At 62.4% G+C, this 15,247-nt stretch carries 12 protein-coding genes; 8 read left to right on the top strand and 4 right to left on the bottom strand.

Annotated features, from left to right (window positions below):
* Positions 1-35: 35 nt before the first annotated feature.
* Positions 36-818, bottom strand: a complete 783-nt coding sequence (gene purC / locus J3474_RS13165) for a phosphoribosylaminoimidazolesuccinocarboxamide synthase (protein WP_007011290.1) — start codon at positions 816-818, stop codon at positions 36-38.
* Between the two features lie 188 nt (positions 819-1,006).
* Between purC and J3474_RS13160 the strand changes: the two genes are divergently transcribed.
* Positions 1,007-1,474, top strand: a complete 468-nt coding sequence (locus tag J3474_RS13160; protein WP_207094496.1) for a MaoC family dehydratase — start codon at positions 1,007-1,009, stop codon at positions 1,472-1,474.
* A 17-nt stretch (positions 1,475-1,491) separates the two neighbouring features.
* Positions 1,492-2,085 (top strand): GNAT family N-acetyltransferase, encoded by a 594-nt coding sequence (locus J3474_RS13155; RefSeq protein WP_013833255.1) that lies wholly within the window; start codon positions 1,492-1,494, stop codon positions 2,083-2,085.
* On the opposite strand, the gene J3474_RS13150 is transcribed toward J3474_RS13155, so the two are convergent.
* Positions 2,082-2,567, bottom strand: coding sequence for a low molecular weight protein-tyrosine-phosphatase (locus J3474_RS13150; RefSeq protein WP_013833256.1), 486 nt, complete (start codon positions 2,565-2,567; stop codon positions 2,082-2,084). The two genes, J3474_RS13155 and J3474_RS13150, sit on opposite strands and share 4 nt — an antisense overlap.
* A 176-nt stretch (positions 2,568-2,743) precedes the next feature.
* Between J3474_RS13150 and J3474_RS13145 the strand changes: the two genes are divergently transcribed.
* Genes J3474_RS13145 through J3474_RS13135 form a run of 3 tightly spaced genes read left to right on the top strand, consistent with a single transcriptional unit; the run spans position 2,744 to position 5,894 of the window.
* Entirely contained in the window at positions 2,744-4,654 is a 1,911-nt protein-coding gene (locus J3474_RS13145; protein ID WP_242528396.1) for a pilus assembly protein TadG-related protein, read from the top strand.
* Entirely contained in the window at positions 4,651-5,256 is a 606-nt protein-coding gene (locus J3474_RS13140) for a TadE/TadG family type IV pilus assembly protein (RefSeq protein ID WP_051010049.1), read from the top strand. Before J3474_RS13145 ends, J3474_RS13140 begins: the two co-directional genes overlap by 4 nt.
* Positions 5,253-5,894 (top strand): TadE/TadG family type IV pilus assembly protein, encoded by a 642-nt coding sequence (locus tag J3474_RS13135; RefSeq protein ID WP_207094494.1) that lies wholly within the window; start codon positions 5,253-5,255, stop codon positions 5,892-5,894. Before J3474_RS13140 ends, J3474_RS13135 begins: the two co-directional genes overlap by 4 nt.
* Here J3474_RS13135 and J3474_RS13130 read toward each other — a convergent pair.
* Complete coding sequence (locus J3474_RS13130; protein ID WP_376706533.1) at positions 5,891-7,414, bottom strand: MFS transporter; 1,524 nt, start codon at positions 7,412-7,414, stop codon at positions 5,891-5,893. The genes J3474_RS13135 and J3474_RS13130 overlap by 4 nt on opposite strands.
* Positions 7,415-7,577: 163 nt before the next feature.
* Positions 7,578-8,612, bottom strand: coding sequence for a LacI family DNA-binding transcriptional regulator (locus J3474_RS13125; protein WP_207094493.1), 1,035 nt, complete (start codon positions 8,610-8,612; stop codon positions 7,578-7,580).
* Between the two features lie 331 nt (positions 8,613-8,943).
* Here J3474_RS13125 and J3474_RS13120 point away from each other — a divergent pair, with 331 nt between their 5' ends.
* From J3474_RS13120 to J3474_RS13110, 3 genes are all read left to right on the top strand, one after another.
* Positions 8,944-11,670 carry a TonB-dependent receptor gene (locus J3474_RS13120; protein ID WP_013833262.1) on the top strand — a complete coding sequence of 909 codons (2,727 nt, stop codon included), beginning with the start codon at positions 8,944-8,946 and terminating at the stop codon, positions 11,668-11,670.
* Between the two features lie 203 nt (positions 11,671-11,873).
* The gene (locus J3474_RS13115; RefSeq protein WP_207094492.1) at positions 11,874-13,397 is read left to right on the top strand and encodes a tryptophan halogenase family protein; all 1,524 of its coding nucleotides are present in this window, start codon (positions 11,874-11,876) and stop codon (positions 13,395-13,397) included.
* A 26-nt stretch (positions 13,398-13,423) separates the two neighbouring features.
* Complete coding sequence (locus tag J3474_RS13110) at positions 13,424-15,217, top strand: alpha-amylase family glycosyl hydrolase (RefSeq protein ID WP_207094786.1); 1,794 nt, start codon at positions 13,424-13,426, stop codon at positions 15,215-15,217.
* Positions 15,218-15,247: the final 30 nt, after the last annotated feature.

Genomic DNA, 15,247 nt, shown 5'->3' with positions numbered 1-15,247 from the left:
GCTTTGTCAGCGCCCCGATCGAGGCGCGTGGCCGGTTACTTGCCGCGCAGCTTGCGGTGCTTCGAGAGATCGAAGACTTCGCTCGGGCCGTTATCGTCCTGCAGCAGGCCGAGGCGGCGCGCGACTTCCTGGTAGGCTTCTTCCTCACCGCCGAGGTCGCGGCGGAAGCGGTCCTTGTCCAGCTTTTCGCCGGTTGCCATGTCCCACAGGCGGCAGCCGTCGGGGCTGATTTCGTCGGCGAGGATCACGCGGCTGTAGTCGCCGTCCCAGATGCGTCCGAACTCGAGCTTGAAGTCCACGAGGCGGATGTTGATCGCCGCGAACATGCCGCACATGAAATCGTTCACGCGGATGGCCATGGCGGAGATGTCCTGCATCTCCTCGTTGTTGGCCCAGCCGAAGCACGCGATGTGCTCTTCGGCGATCAGCGGATCGCCCAGCGCGTCGTCCTTGTAGTAGTACTCGATCAGCGTGTGGGGCAGCGGTTCGCCCTCGGGAATGCCGAGACGCTTGGAGATCGAACCAGCGGCCACGTTGCGCACGACGACCTCGATCGGAATGATCTCGACCTGGCGCACGAGCTGCTCGCGCATGTTGAGGCGGCGGATGAAGTGGTTGGGAACGCCGATATGGTTGAGGCGCGTGAAGACATACTCGCTGATGCGGTTGTTGATCACGCCCTTGCCCTGGATCGTGCCCTTCTTCTGCGCATTGAACGCAGTGGCATCGTCCTTGAAGTACTGGATCAGCGTGCCGGGCTCGGGGCCCTCATAAAGGATCTTGGCCTTGCCTTCGTAGATCTGGCGGCGACGGGACATCGGATTCGTCCTTGATACGGTAAAAGTACAAACCCCGGCACGATGGAGTCGCTTTCACGACTGCGCGGGCCGGGGCGTTCGCTTCGCGCATATAATGCAAGCCCGATCAAAAGCAAACTGCGCGGCTTCACACTTGAGGACAGCCGCGCAAGGAGGCAAGGTCGCGGCCCAGAAGGGAGCCGGTAGCATTGAAGACGAACACCGCCGATGCCGTGCAAGACTGGATCGCGCAAAGCCTAGGCAGGACATACGTTTCCGACTGGCTGACCGTCGACCAGTCGATGATATCCAGGTTTGCCGATGTCACGCAGGACTGGACGTTCCTGCATGTGGACGAAGATGCGGCGCGGTCGGTCGGGTTGGAAGGCACCATCGCTCATGGCTTTCTCTCGCTCTCGCTGCTTTCGGTCCTTCTGGAACGCGCGCAGACGCCCAGGCTTCCAGGGATTACCAAGGGGTTCAACTATGGGCTTGATCGCGTGCGCTTTCTCGAGCCGGTTTCGTCCGGGGCCCGGGTACGCGGTCATTTCAGCGTTGCGGAGATTGTCGGGACGGGCCCGGGCCGGTATCGCCAGACCCTCAAGGTCAGTGTCGAGATCGAGGGGCGGGTGCGACCGGCGCTTGTGGCAGACTGGCTGATCATGGCAATGACCTGAGGGAACACGCCAGCGACATGACGATAGCCATCAAGGCCCTGACGGGCGCGCAGATTCTCGAGGCGATCGACGATCTGGCCGCATTGCGCATCGCGGTCTTCGCCGAGTGGCCCTATCTTTATGACGGCGACCCAGCCTACGAGGGCGACTATCTGCGCGAATTCGTGGCAGCGCCCGAGGGCATTCTCGTCGCTGCATTTGATGGCAACCGCATCGTAGGGGCAGCGACGGCCTCGCCGATGGCGGCTCAGAAGGCGGAGTTTCGCGATCCTTTCGATGGAAGGGGCATCGATTCTTCGCGGCTTTTCTATTTCGGCGAGTCCGTCCTGCTGCGCGAGTATCGCGGGCAGGGGATAGGCCATGCCTTTTTCGACCATCGCGAAGCGCAGGCGAAGCAGTGCAATGCGGCATGGGCCACGTTTGCAGCCGTCGTTCGCCCGCCCGATCATCCGGATCGTCCGCCGGACTACGTGCCGCTCGACGGCTTCTGGCGCAAACGCGGCTATTCTCCCGTGGATGGCCTGGTCACGCAATTCGCGTGGAAGGACCATCGTGACGCGCGGGAGAGCGAGAAAGCGATGCAGTATTGGATGCGTGCGTTGGCTGACTAGCGGGAATCGCCCAGCAGTGCGGTGACGAGATGGCGAGCCGCCAGCGCGACTTCCTGCCAGGTTTCCTCAAAACCCTCCGGACCGCCGAAATAGGGATCGGCGACGTCGCTGCCTTCCATGCCCGGAACATGATCGAGGAGCATCGACAGTCGCGCGCGCGGATTGCGTGGGGCGAGGCGCTCAAGATCGGCATAATTCGCCCGGTCGAGCGCGATGACATGGTCGAAGCGCTCAAAGTCTTCGCGGCTGACCTGCCGGGCGCGGTAGGTCGAGATGTCGATGTCGTGACGCAAGGCTTCCGCCTGCGCGCGCGGATCGGGCGGGTTGCCGACGTGCCACGAGCCGGTGCCCGCTGAATCGACGCATAGCTCCAGCCCGGCCTGTAGTGCTTCATGGCGCAGCGCGGCCTCGGCCAGCGGCGAACGACAGATATTGCCGAGGCAGACGAAGAGGACGGACGACTGAAAGGGTTCGCGGGTCATGTGCCGGCTTTTAGCGGGGGCGTCAGGCGGCGTCATCCTTGCTTGCTTAAAAGCATCGGGTGGACTGCGGGGCCACCGTCATGCGGTTCGCAAGGAATGTTAAGGATTGCAATGTAGTGAACGCTGCGGGGACCGATGTGGAACGGTAGCGAACTGGTTAACAGATGCGTGATGTGATGTCCTTGCCGGCACAGGTTGCCCGCGAGAACGGCGGGAATGTCTTGCCCCTTGCCGCGGTGGGCATGCTTGTGGCCGCTGCGGTGGTGGGCTCGGGCATCGACCTCAGCCGCGCCTACAAGGTGGAGAACAGGCTTCAGTCCGCTTGCGATGCGGGCGTGCTTGCCGGTCGCCGCACGGTCACGACCAATGGCTTCGACGCGGCTTCCCAGAGCGCGGCCAAGGCGTTCTTCGCCGCGAACTTCGACGACGGTCGCCAGGAAACCCATTCGACGGCTTTCACGGTCACGGCGGACGAAAAGGCCAACACGGTGACCGGCAAGGCCACGACCGTGCTCGACACCCTGATCATGCGCATTTTCGGTTACAACGACTTCACGCTGTCGGTGACCTGCGGATCGTCGATGGGCGTGGGCAATGCCGACATCATGATGGTGCTCGATACCACCGGATCGATGAACAATTCGCTGTCCTATTCGCAGACCCGCATCATGGCGCTGCGCGACGCGATGAAGAATTTCTACGACACGCTTGCCAATGCGACGTCCGGCACCAATGCCCGCATCCGCTATGGCTTCGTGCCCTATTCCTCCAGTGTGAACGTCGGTCGGCTGCTTTACGATGAGGACCCAAGCTATCTTGTCGATACGCGGACCTACCAGTCGCGGCAGGCCTATTTCATAGACTACACTTCGGCAACGAAGAGCGCCGGTACGCCGAGTTATCAGAATTACTCTGGCGCAGGCTGGTATCTCCTCAGCAACACGAGCTACTCCAACAACAAGTGCGGATACCAGGTCCCTTCGAACGATGCGGGCTATTCGGATTATGGTTCGCCCAGTTCCAGCACGAGTAAATCGGGAAGCGGATCCAGCTTGACGATAACCAAGACGACGACACAGGGGCAGAGAAAGGCGAGTTACCAGTGCTCCAGGTCGAGCTATGGTTATAGCTACTATATATGGGTATATTATGAAACCCGGGATAAAGTTACGTCTGATACATATAGCAACGCCCAGGTGGTAACAAAGCCGACTTCAAACTCGGATTTTTACTATTGGGAATACAAGCCGGTTTCTTATTCCACCAGCCAATACAAGGCGTTCTCGCCTGTCACGACTTATACAGGTGAAAGTGGCGCGACTGTCTCCTCCACCTGGGCCGGCTGCATCGAGGAGCGTAGTACGACCGCTTCGTCGAGCTTCAGCTATTCCTCGTCGAACGGCTATTCGCCCTCGGGTGCGCTGGATATCGATATCGACACGGCACCGTCCTCGGCGGATTCGACCAAATGGGCTCCGATGTGGCCCGAAGTGGCCTACCGGCGCTTCAACCAATATGGCTATCGCACGACTGCTACTTCGGATTCAGGGCGTTCCGCGTCATCCTATTGCCCGGCAAAGGCACAACTGCTTACCGGAATGAGCGAAGGCACCTTCGATTCTTATGCGGATTCACTGTCGGCGGAAGGCAGCACCTACCTCGATATCGGCATGATCTGGGGCGGTCGAATGCTGTCCCCGGACGGCATCTTCGCGGACAACGTCAACACCGAGCCATCCAATGGTGGTGAGGTTTCACGCCACATCGTGTTCATGACAGACGGTGTGATGGAACCCAATTACGACATCCAGCAGGCCTGGGGCATGGAATACTGGGATCGCCGGGTCACGAGCGATGGCTACAGCGACGATACTGCCCGCCATACCTCCCGTTTCCTCGCGGTCTGTAACGCGATCAAGGACAAGGGCATCCGAATCTGGGTTGTCGCCTTCACTTCCGGGTTATCGGACGACCTCAAGACCTGCGCGTCGGACAACAGTTCCTTTACGGCGAACAGTTCGGCCGAACTCAACACCGCCTTCCAGGAAATCGCCAAGCAGGTCGGCGAGTTGAGGATCGTGGAATGATCGTGCGCAGTCCCCTGGTTACCATGCTGCGTCGCTGCCGCCGCGAGAGCGACGGCGTGACTGCGGTGGAATTCGCCTTGGCATCGCCGGTGCTGATCATGCTGCTGGTCGGGATCTGGGATATCGGTCACATGGCCTACCTGTCCGCCGTGATGCACGGCGCAGTGCAGCAAGTTGCGCGCAAGGGCACGATCGAAGGCGCGGACACCTCGGCGGACGACGACTACGTGAAGAAGGTGGTGTCCGGCGTCGCGCCCGGCGCAAGGATCACGACGAGCCGCACCAGCTATTACGACTTTGCCGATATCAGCCGGCCTGAATCGTGGAACGACAACAACGGCAACGGGGTGTGCGACAATTCCGAAAGCTACGTCGATGAAAACGGCAATGGCCAGTGGGACGCAGACATCGGGCAGGACGGAAACGGCGGTTCGGGCGATGTCGTGCTCTACACGGTGAAAGTCACGTACGAACCGGTGTTTCCCTTGCCGTTCCTCGATAGCATGGACAACACGCGCACGCTTTCGGCCACCGCAGTGAAAAAGAACCAGCCTTATGCCCTGCAGGAACGGTACGGTTCTTCGGCGAGGACCTGCACATGATTGCCAGCGCCGCTCTGGCGGATCGGATCGCTCGTCTCGGCCGGGATCGCCGCGGCGTCTCGATCCTCGAATTCGCGCTGATCCTGCCGATCCTGATCACGCTGGGGCTCTACGGCACTGAACTGGCCTACATGGCGACGATCAACATGCAGGTCTCTCAGATCGCGACCTCGGTGGCCGACAATGCCTCGCGCCTTGGCCAGACGGACAACAGCTCGGTCACGCCAACGGTGACGGAAGACCAGATCTCCTCGGTCATCAAGGGCGCGTTGGTCGAAGGCAATGCCTTCGACTTCGAGAAGAATGGGCGGATTATACTCTCCAGCCTGGAGAAGAACGGCGCGACCGGCGGTCAGTACATCCACTGGCAGCGGTGCAGCGGGAGCCTTGCGAAGAACTCCGCATACGGCAAGCAGGGGGACTCGGTTACGGCCATGGGGACTTCGGGACACACGGTCACCGCACCCAGCGGATCGGCGGTGATGTATGCCGAGGTCTATTACCAGTATCAGCCGCTGTTCGGCACGATGTTCACCTCGAACACCCAGTTCCACCAGGAAGCGGCTTACGTGGTCAGGGACGATCGCAACCTGACGCCAGGCGTCACCGGAACCAGCGGCACCAACAGCTGCAGCTAGGTTCCCTGGCCGATCCGCAGCGCTCCGGCAGCGGCGACCAGCAGCGTGGCGGCGGCGAAGGCCATCGTCCAGATCGGCTCGCCCGGGAAGAAGGCTTTCATGATCGAGCCCATGACGGTGGCCACCAGCAACTGGGGCAGAACCACGAAGACGTTGAACAGACCCATGAATATGCCGAGCTTGGCCTGCGGCAGGCTGCTGGCGAGGATCGCGTAAGGCATTGCGAGGATCGAGGCCCAGGCAATGCCGATGCCGATTTCGCACAGGACCAGCGCATCGGGATCGCGCAGCAGCATGAAGCCGGCAAAACCGGCCGCACCCGCCGTCAGGCACAGGGCGTGGGTGCGCGCCTTGCCGATACGACCTGCAAGCCAAGGCAGGATGAGCAGGGCAGCCAGTGCCGCGACGCCGTTATAGACGGAGAACAGCACGCCGACCCAGTTGCCTGCCTCCTGATAGGCCGCGCTTGCAGGGTCTGCAGATCCGAAATGATACTGGGCAACCACCGGTGTCGTGTTGATCCACATGATGAACAGGGCCGACCAGCTGAAGAACTGCACCAGTGCGAGGCGCTTCATGATCGGAGGCATGCCCGAGAAGTCACCGACAATTCCCGCCAGCATGGAGGCGGAACGACCGGCACGCGCCAGTCGGATCGCGACGATAACCGCGACGCCGTAGGCTGCCAGCAGGGCCGCGAGCAGGTAGACTTCCTTTTCCAGGCCCCACCCGCTTACTGCAAGCGCGACAAGTACGCCTGCGGCAATCCAGACCAGTCCGCCGAGCGGGCTGCGCGCTGCCAGCGCCTGTGACGTTGCCGTGGATTCACCTTCCTGCGCTTCGGCAAAGGCGGTCTGTTCCTCCGGTGAATATTCGCGCGTGCTGAGCACGGTCCACAGCACGGCGGCCAGCAGAGCCGCGCCGCCGGCCCAGAAGCTGAAGCGCACGGTGTCGGGGATTCCGCCGTCAGGCGCGATATTCGAAACGCCGAGGTGATCGAGTACGTAGGGAAACAAGGATCCCACCACCGCGCCTGCGCCGATGAAGGCGGTCTGCACTGCATAGCCGGCAGTATGCTGGTCCTTGCGCAACATGTCTCCGACGAAGGCACGGAACGGTTCCATCGAGATGTTGAGGCTGGCATCGAGCATCCACAGCAGCATCGCCGCCATGAGCAGTCCGCCGCTTTCGGGCATGAGCAGGAGAGCGATGGTCGCCAGGATCGCTCCGGCGAGGAAGTAGGGACGACGACGGCCGAACCGTCCCAGCCAGGTGCGGTCGGACATGTGTCCGACGATCGGCTGAACCAGCAGGCCGGTAAGCGGTGCGGCCACCCACAGGGCGGGGAGGTCATCGATGCTGGAACCCAGAGACTGGAATACCCGGCTCATGTTTGCGTTCTGGAGAGCGAAGCCGATCTGGATGCCGAAGAAGCCGAAGCTGATGTTCCACAGTCCGGCAAACCCCAGCCGGGGCTTTTCGTTCACCGCAGGCATGTCTCCCTGCACGGGCATCTCCATGGCATCATCCCCAAAGGTCGGCGCGGAATGCATCGCCCCAAGGCGCGGCCGCGTCACAAGAGCAATCGCGTGGCATGCGGCGCAGCGCTCGGCAACATGCATACGAATGCCTAATATGCACGGCGTGACTGCCGGATGGGCATGTAGGGGGCGGGCGGCAGGCTCACCCCGTCGTGCTTTTGCGCGGGATCAGCCGGGTGCCGATCTGGCGGGGCGGAGGGGGGGAGTCCTCGATCTGGGCCACCAGCGTATCGACCAGGAGTTCCCCCGCGCTGCGCAGGTCCTGCATCACCGTAGTCAGCGGAGGATTGGTCATGCTGGCTGCCGGCAGGTCGTCGAAGCCCATAACTGCCACGTCTTCGGGAACGCAGAGGCCTGCCGCTGCAAGGGCCTTCATCGCGCCGATGGCGATGAGGTCGCTGGCGGCGAAGACGGCATCGAAGGGGACGCCGCTTGCGATGATCGAGGCCATCGCCTCGCCGCCCAGTTCCTCGTGGCTGATGACATTGCGCTTGAGCACCGGGTCAGGCGCTATTCCGGCCGCTTCGAGCGCCATGCACAGGCCGCGGTAGCGATCCGCGAATTCGGGATAGTGTTCGTCCGCCTGTCCCAGAAATGCGATCTTGTTCCGGCCCAGGCCGAGCAGGTGTTCGCCCGCAAGCTTGCCTGCGCCGAGATTGTCCGATCCCACGGTTGAGCCAATGTTGTCGTCGCCCACCGAACCCCAGCGCACGAAATGCGTGCCTTGTCCGACAAGTTGTTCCAGTCGGCTTTCATAGAGGGTGTAGTCGCCGTAGCCGAGCAGGATCAGGCCGTCGGCACGGTGGCTGTCCTGATAGCGCACGTGCCAGTCGTCCTCCATCTTCTGGAACGAGATCAGCAGGTCGAGGCCGCGATGGGCGCATTGGCGCGTGATCGACCCCAGCATCGAGAGGAAGAAGGGGTTGATCTTGGAATCGTCGGGGGTCTGTTCCTCGAAGAAGAGCAGCGCGATCGTGTTCGAACGCTGGGTGCGCAGCGAGGATGCGTTCTTGTCGACCGAGTAGTTGAGTTCGCGGGCGATCTCCTCGATCCGGGCGCGTGTGGCGGCGCTCACGGACTTGCTGCCACGCAATGCGCGACTGACGGTGGGCTGGGATACACCGGCGCGATAGGCGATGTCGAAACTCGTCGGTCGGTTGGTCGGCTTGCGTCCCATTTTCTTCTTCTCCCACGCCAGGTAGCCTGGATTCCGGCAACCCCATCCTGACGATCGCCAAATTAATGCAATCGAATGAATTTCTCAGTTTTCCGACAAAGTACGCTGGCACGATGCGGCGAGCCATGCCGTACCTTCGCATACGTATGCCATATTATGCGTAATGAAAACGTCCCTTATGCAAGGGTCATCGAGAGAGTCGCGGATGGAACTTCGGGCCTCATCGAAGCAGTTGTGGGTCACCAGTTTTCCGGGTCCCCGCAGGTAGGTTTAGGAGAGGACCAGAATGTCGCTTCGCAAAGAGTTTTCGGCTGCCCGGACTGCGTCCGGAATGGCCATTGCCATAGCGCTTGTTGCCGGCATTCCCGCCGCGGCGCAGGCGCAGGATACCGCCGCGGCCGATGATGCGGACACAGCCAATCAGGTGATCATCGTCACTGGTTTCCGTGCCAGTCTCGAGAATGCCATCAACGAGAAGAAGCAGGCCCAGCAGATCGTCGAATCGGTCTCGGCCGAAGATATCGGCAAGCTGCCCGATGCCTCGATCGCGGAATCGATCGCTCGCCTGCCGGGCCTGACCTCGCAGCGCGTTTCCGGCCGTTCGAACGCCATCGCCATTCGCGGCTTTGCGCCGGACTTCTCGACCACGCTGCTCAATGGACGCGAGCAGACCTCGACCGGCGACAACCGCGCCGTCGAGTATGACCAGTATCCGTCCGAGGTGATCAGCCAGGTCAACGTCTACAAGACGCCGATGGCGAGCCTTGTCGGGCAGGGTCTCTCCGGCACCGTCGACATGCGCACGATCCGTCCGCTCGAGGCGGGCAAGCGGGTCGTCTCCTTCGGTGCGCGCGGTTCCTATGCGGACCTCGGCAAGCTCAACACCGGCTCCGATGACATGGGCTACCGCGTCAACGGCATGTACGTGGACCAGTTCGCCAACAACACGATCGGCGTGGCACTGGGCGCCAGCTACACTGACGAGCCTTATCAGATCGAGGAATTCAACGCCTGGGGCTATGCCGACACGCCTGACGGCAACAAGGTGATCGGCGGCTCGAAGTCGTACAACACCTCGACCAAGCTCACGCGTCTGGGTCTTAACGGTACGCTGCAATGGCGGCCCGACCCGCGCTTCACCTCGACGATCGATGCGTTCTACTCGAACTTCAAGGACGACCAGATCAAGCGCGGCATCGAGCTTCCGCTCTACTGGGGTAATGCAACGCTCAATCCCGATTATACCGCCAGCGACGGCCTGATCACTTCGGGCAGCTTCGACGACGTCAAGGGCGTGCTGCGCAACGACGTGTTCCAGCGCCATGCCAAGCTCTACTCGTTCGGCTGGAACAACAAGTGGGAAGGCGACGACGGCTGGGATGCCATGTTCGACGCCAGCTACTCCAAGACCGACCGCAACGAGCTTTCTATCGAGAGCTATTCGGGCACGGGGCGCGGTGATCTGGGAGCGACCGATACCATCGGCTTCACCAGCAAGTCGAGCGGCACGGGCTTTACCCATGGCCTCGATTACGGCGACTATGACCTGATCCAGCTGACCTCGCCGCAGGGCTGGGGCGGTACCCAGATCGCGCAGGATGGCACCAGCATCGTCGGTGGTCAGGACGGTTACTACAACAATCGCATCGTCAAGGACGAACTCTGGCAGTTCCGCGTCGAGGTGCAGAAGCACATCCAGAACGGCTGGCTGGATTCGATCCGTGCAGGGTTGAACTACAACAACCGCTCCAAGTCGCTCGTTCCGGAAGAATACTTCCTCGGCCTTGCCGCCAATACCGACGGGCTCACCAGCGTTCCGGTGCCCGAGGAATACCGCCTCGGCACTACCGACCTGAAGTACCTCGGCCTCGGTCCGGTGATCAGCTACAACCCGATCGACCTGATCAACGACGGTATCTACAACCTCGTCGCGAACCCCTACGGCGATGTCGTGGTCAAGAGCTACTCGATCCGCGAGCGGATCATGACCGGCTATGTCCAGGCCAACTTCGATGCCGATATCGGTTCGGCCAACCTGACCGGTAACATCGGCGTGCAGGCGAACTGGACCGACCAGAACTCGAAGGGCGCGACGGCTGTCCTGCTTGGCACCAATCCCAACGGTTCGCCCAATGTGGGTTCGCTCGTGCGCAACGAAAGCACGGACTATCTCGACGTGCTGCCGAGCCTCAACCTCTCGCTGCGCCTGCCGAGCGACTTCGTGATCCGCTTCGCCGCATCGCGCGAGATCATTCGTCCGCGCCTTGACGACATGCGCGCTTCGCTCAGCACGAGCTACACGATTACCGGCAATGTGGCTCAGGTCACCGGCGAATCCGGCAATCCGGACCTGCGTCCGTGGCGCGCCAATGCCCTCGACCTGACCTTCGAGAAGTACTTCGGCGGCAAGGGCTATATCTCGGCCCAGTTCTTCTGGAAGGAACTCAAGAGCTACGTCTACAAGCAGGACATCACGATCCCGTCGAGCCTGCTGGCACTTGCCGATCCGGGCAATGGCGTGACCATCTCGCCGACGGCGCAGATCCAGGTTCCGATCAACGGGCAGGGCGGCAAGCTCTACGGCGTGGAGCTGGCGTCAACACTGCCGTTCGACACGTTCGTACCGGCGCTTGAAGGCTTCGGCGTGACCGGCAGCGTCGCTTACACGAAGACGAAGATCCAGCCCGAGCCGGGCGCGCCTTCCAGCGACCTTCCGGGCTATTCCAAGTGGGTCGCAAACGGTACCGCCTACTTCGAGAAGGCTGGCTTCAACCTGCGCGGTTCGGTTCGGTACCGCTCGACCTTCATTGGCGAGGTTTCCGGTTTCGCGGCCAATCGCGTACGTCGCCGGGCGGCTTCGGAGCTGATCGTCGACGGCCAGATCGGCTACGACTTCCAGGAAGGCAGCGCACTCGAAGGTCTCTCGCTTTACCTGCAGGGCCAGAACCTGACCGACGAACCTTTCATCACCACCAACCCCGGAGGCGATTCGCGCCAGATCATCGACTACCAGCGCTACGGTCGTCGTTTCCTGGCCGGCTTCTCCTACAAGTTCTGACGAATGCCCCGGCCCGGGCGCAATCCCGGGCCGGACCAGAGAATTCGGCGCCGGGAATCCCTCCTCCTCCAGCTCTCGGCGCCGGGCGGCGGAACCGCAATTTGGGACACAGTTTTGCGGTTCCGCCGCTCCCTGCACAGGGGATATGAGGAGGCACTGCCGGTGGAGCGCGCCGGGCCGAACCAGACGGGAGAGCAACAGGCGTGACCCAGACCCGCTTCAGCATCGTCATTGTCGGCGGCGGAACGGCCGGCTGGATGAGCGCCGCGGCACTCGCCCGCTTTGCCCCTCCCGGATACGCGGTGACGCTCGTGGAAAGCGAGGCGATCGGTACCGTCGGCGTCGGTGAGGCGACGATCCCGGCCATCCGCCTGTTCAACAAGGCTCTCGGCATCGACGAGGCGCAGTTCCTGCGCGAGACATCGGCTTCCTACAAGCTGGGCATCGCCTTCGACGGCTGGCTAGGCGAAGGCCACAGCTACATGCACGCCTTCGGAACGGTGGGCCGTCCCCTCGGCCTGCTGCCCTTCCGCCATTACTGGGCGCGCGCGAAGGCGGCGGGCAATGCCAAGCCGCTGGCACACTACGCTGCCAATGAACTGGCCGCGCGCACCGGACGCATGGCAACCGGCGTGTCCGGTCCCGGCATTCCCGAATTGCCCTGGGCCTATCATTTCGACGCCGGTCTCTATGCCGCCTTCCTGCGTCGCCTGGCGCAGAGCATGGGCGTCACCCGGCACGAGGGACGCATCGCCCGGGTCATCCGCAAGGATGAAGGCGATATCGCTGCGGTGCAGACCGAGGGCGGTCAGACGCTTGCGGCCGATTTCTTCATCGATTGCTCGGGCTTCAAGGGCCTGCTCATCGAAGAGGAGCTGCAGACCGGCTATGAGGATTGGCGCCATTGGCTGCCCTGCGACCGCGCGGTCGCTGCACCTTGCGAGGCGGCGGGACCGTTCACGCCATATACCCGTTCGATTGCCCGCAGCGCCGGTTGGCAGTGGCGCATTCCGCTGCAGCATCGCATCGGCAACGGTCTTGTCTATTGCAGCGAGTACCTGAGCGACGACGCCGCAACCGGGTTGCTGCTGTCGCATCTCGAGGCGCCGGCGCAGGCCGATCCGCGCCTGCTGCGCTTCACGACCGGTCGGCGCCGCAAGGCATGGAACCGCAACGTCCTGGCCGTAGGTCTGGCTAGCGGGTTCATGGAACCGCTGGAGTCGACCTCTATCCACCTGATCCAGTCGACGATCATGCGGTTCCTGACCGTATTGCCCTGCGGTCCTGCAAGCCCTGCCATCGTCAGCGCGTTCAATCGCCGGACCGCGGAAGAATTCGAGTGCATCCGCGACTTCCTGATCCTGCACTACAAGGCCAATGCCCGCGCAGGCGAGCCGTTCTGGGATCGTTGCCGCGACATGGCCGTGCCTGATACGCTGGCCGCCCGCATCGCCGAGTTCGAGGAAGCCTGCCAGATTCAGCCTGCCGGTGACGAACTGTTCCAGGAGGCGGCCTGGCTGCAGGTGATGGCCGGGCAGGGGATCGAGCCGAACGGCTGGAACCCTATTGCCGATGCCCTGAGCGAGGAAGATCTCGCCGGCTTCCTCGGCGCCGTCGAACAGGCTTGTCTGCAGACGGTAGGCCCGATGCCGCGCCACATGGATTTCCTGGCGGCGACTTGCGCTTCGGCATTGTCCAGCTCCCCCGAATTGGAGACACTTCCTTGAGCAGATTTACCGCTTCGCTGGCCGCGATGGCCACATGCCTGCTCGCACAGACGGCCTCTGCCGCTCCGGCGGCACAGAGCGATTTTCGCGCGCGCAAGCCCGAGCAGGAAGTGATCTACTTCGTTCTGCCCGACCGCTTCGAGAACGGCGATCGGTCGAACGACAAGGGCGGGTTGAAGGGTGACAAGTTCTCGACCGGTTTCGATCCGGCGGACAAGGCCTTCTACCACGGCGGCGACCTCAAGGGGCTGATGCAGCGGCTCGACTATATCCAGCGCCTTGGCGCGACGGCGATATGGGTCGGCCCGATTTTCAAGAACAAGCCCGTGCAGGGCCCGGAAGGAAACAAGAGCGCAGGGTATCACGGCTACTGGATCACCGACTTCACTCAAGTCGATCCGCATTTCGGCACCAATGGCGATTTCAAGGCCCTCGTCGATGCGGCCCATGCGCGCGGGATGAAGGTCTACATGGACATCATCGCCAATCACACCGCCGACGTCATCCAGTACCGCGAAGGCAAGGAGGGCAACTACGCCTATCGCAGCAAGGCGGACTATCCCTATTCGACCCACGGCGATGCCAGCGGCAAGGCGATCAACCCGGGCTTTGCCGGTGACGACGTGGCGACGCCTCGGAACTGGGCAAAGCTGACCGATCCGTCGTTCGCCTACACGCCGTTCGTGCCCAAGGCCGAGAAGAACGTGAAGGTTCCCGCCTGGCTCAACGATCCGATCTACTACCACAATCGCGGCGACACGAACTGGAAGGGCGAATCCTCGCAATACGGCGATTTCGTCGGGCTGGACGACCTGGCGACCGAGAATCCGCGCGTCGTGGAAGGGATGATCGCGATCTACGGGGACTGGATCGACCGGTTCGGCATAGACGGCTTTCGCATCGACACGGCCAGACACGTCAATCCGGAATTCTGGCGCGCCTTCGTCCCCGCGATGCTATCGCGCGCGCGACAAAAAGGCATCCCCAATTTTCATATCTTCGGGGAAGTCGCGACGGGTGAATACGACCCGGCACTGCTGGCGAGCTGGACGCGCAATGCCGGTCTGCCCGCCGTGCTCGACTTCGCTTTCATGCACGCCGTCATCGCTGCTGTGGACGGCAAGGCGGGGACGCAGGAACTGGCGCGGCTGGGAGAAGACGATGCACTCTACCAGGGCGGAGCGCAGGCGGCGTTGCAACTGCCCACGTTCCTCGGCAACCACGATGCCGGGCGCTTCGCCTACTTCATCAGGAAGGCCAATCCCGGGATCGCGCCTGAAAACCTGCTGGCGCGCGTAGAGCTGGGCCACGCCATGCTGCTGACTTTGCGCGGCGTGCCGACGATCTACTATGGCGACGAGCAGGGTTTCGGGGGCGAGGGCGGCGACCAGCTATCGCGGCAGGACATGTTCCCCTCGCGCACCGCGATCTACAATGCGGACAGCCTGGTCGGCACAGACGACACGAGCGCAGCATCGAACTTCGACGAGAGCCATCCGCTCTACAGGTTCATCGCGAAACTCGCAGCGCTGCGGGTGAAGACGCCTGCCTTGACCTCCGGCACCACCAGGCTGCGCGCAACGTCGGAAGGCCCGGGGCTCTTCGCCGTCTCTCGCTTCGATCCCGACACCGGAAAGGAAGTGCTGCTGGCCTTCAATACCTCGGCCGAACCCATCACCGCGCAAGTCTCTGTCGAGACCGGTTCGCTCAAGTTCAAGACGCTGGCCGGCGCAGGGTGTCCTTCCATGGCGACGGCGCCGGGCAGCGCCGCCGTTTCCCTTCCGCCGCTGGGTTTTGCCGTCTGCGCGGCTGACGACTGATCCCCCAGACCAGTGCAACTCCTCCCTCCT

This window comes from Novosphingobium sp. PY1 (assembly GCF_017312445.1).
GTDB lineage: Bacteria > Pseudomonadota > Alphaproteobacteria > Sphingomonadales > Sphingomonadaceae > Novosphingobium.
The sequence above is the reverse complement of the archived record's forward strand: the minus strand, read 5'-3'. Positions and strand labels throughout refer to the sequence as shown.

Coding starts and splice junctions, on each gene's coding strand:
- purC (WP_007011290.1), bottom strand. CDS start 818: ATGTCCCGTCGCCGCCAGATCTACGAAGGCAAGGCCAAGATCCTTTAT.
- J3474_RS13155 (WP_013833255.1), top strand. CDS start 1,492: ATGACGATAGCCATCAAGGCCCTGACGGGCGCGCAGATTCTCGAGGCG.
- J3474_RS13150 (WP_013833256.1), bottom strand. CDS start 2,567: ATGACCCGCGAACCCTTTCAGTCGTCCGTCCTCTTCGTCTGCCTCGGC.
- J3474_RS13145 (WP_242528396.1), top strand. CDS start 2,744: ATGTCCTTGCCGGCACAGGTTGCCCGCGAGAACGGCGGGAATGTCTTG.
- J3474_RS13140 (WP_051010049.1), top strand. CDS start 4,651: ATGATCGTGCGCAGTCCCCTGGTTACCATGCTGCGTCGCTGCCGCCGC.
- J3474_RS13135 (WP_207094494.1), top strand. CDS start 5,253: ATGATTGCCAGCGCCGCTCTGGCGGATCGGATCGCTCGTCTCGGCCGG.
- J3474_RS13130 (WP_376706533.1), bottom strand. CDS start 7,414: ATGGAGATGCCCGTGCAGGGAGACATGCCTGCGGTGAACGAAAAGCCC.
- J3474_RS13125 (WP_207094493.1), bottom strand. CDS start 8,612: ATGGGACGCAAGCCGACCAACCGACCGACGAGTTTCGACATCGCCTAT.
- J3474_RS13120 (WP_013833262.1), top strand. CDS start 8,944: ATGGCCATTGCCATAGCGCTTGTTGCCGGCATTCCCGCCGCGGCGCAG.
- J3474_RS13110 (WP_207094786.1), top strand. CDS start 13,424: ATGGCCACATGCCTGCTCGCACAGACGGCCTCTGCCGCTCCGGCGGCA.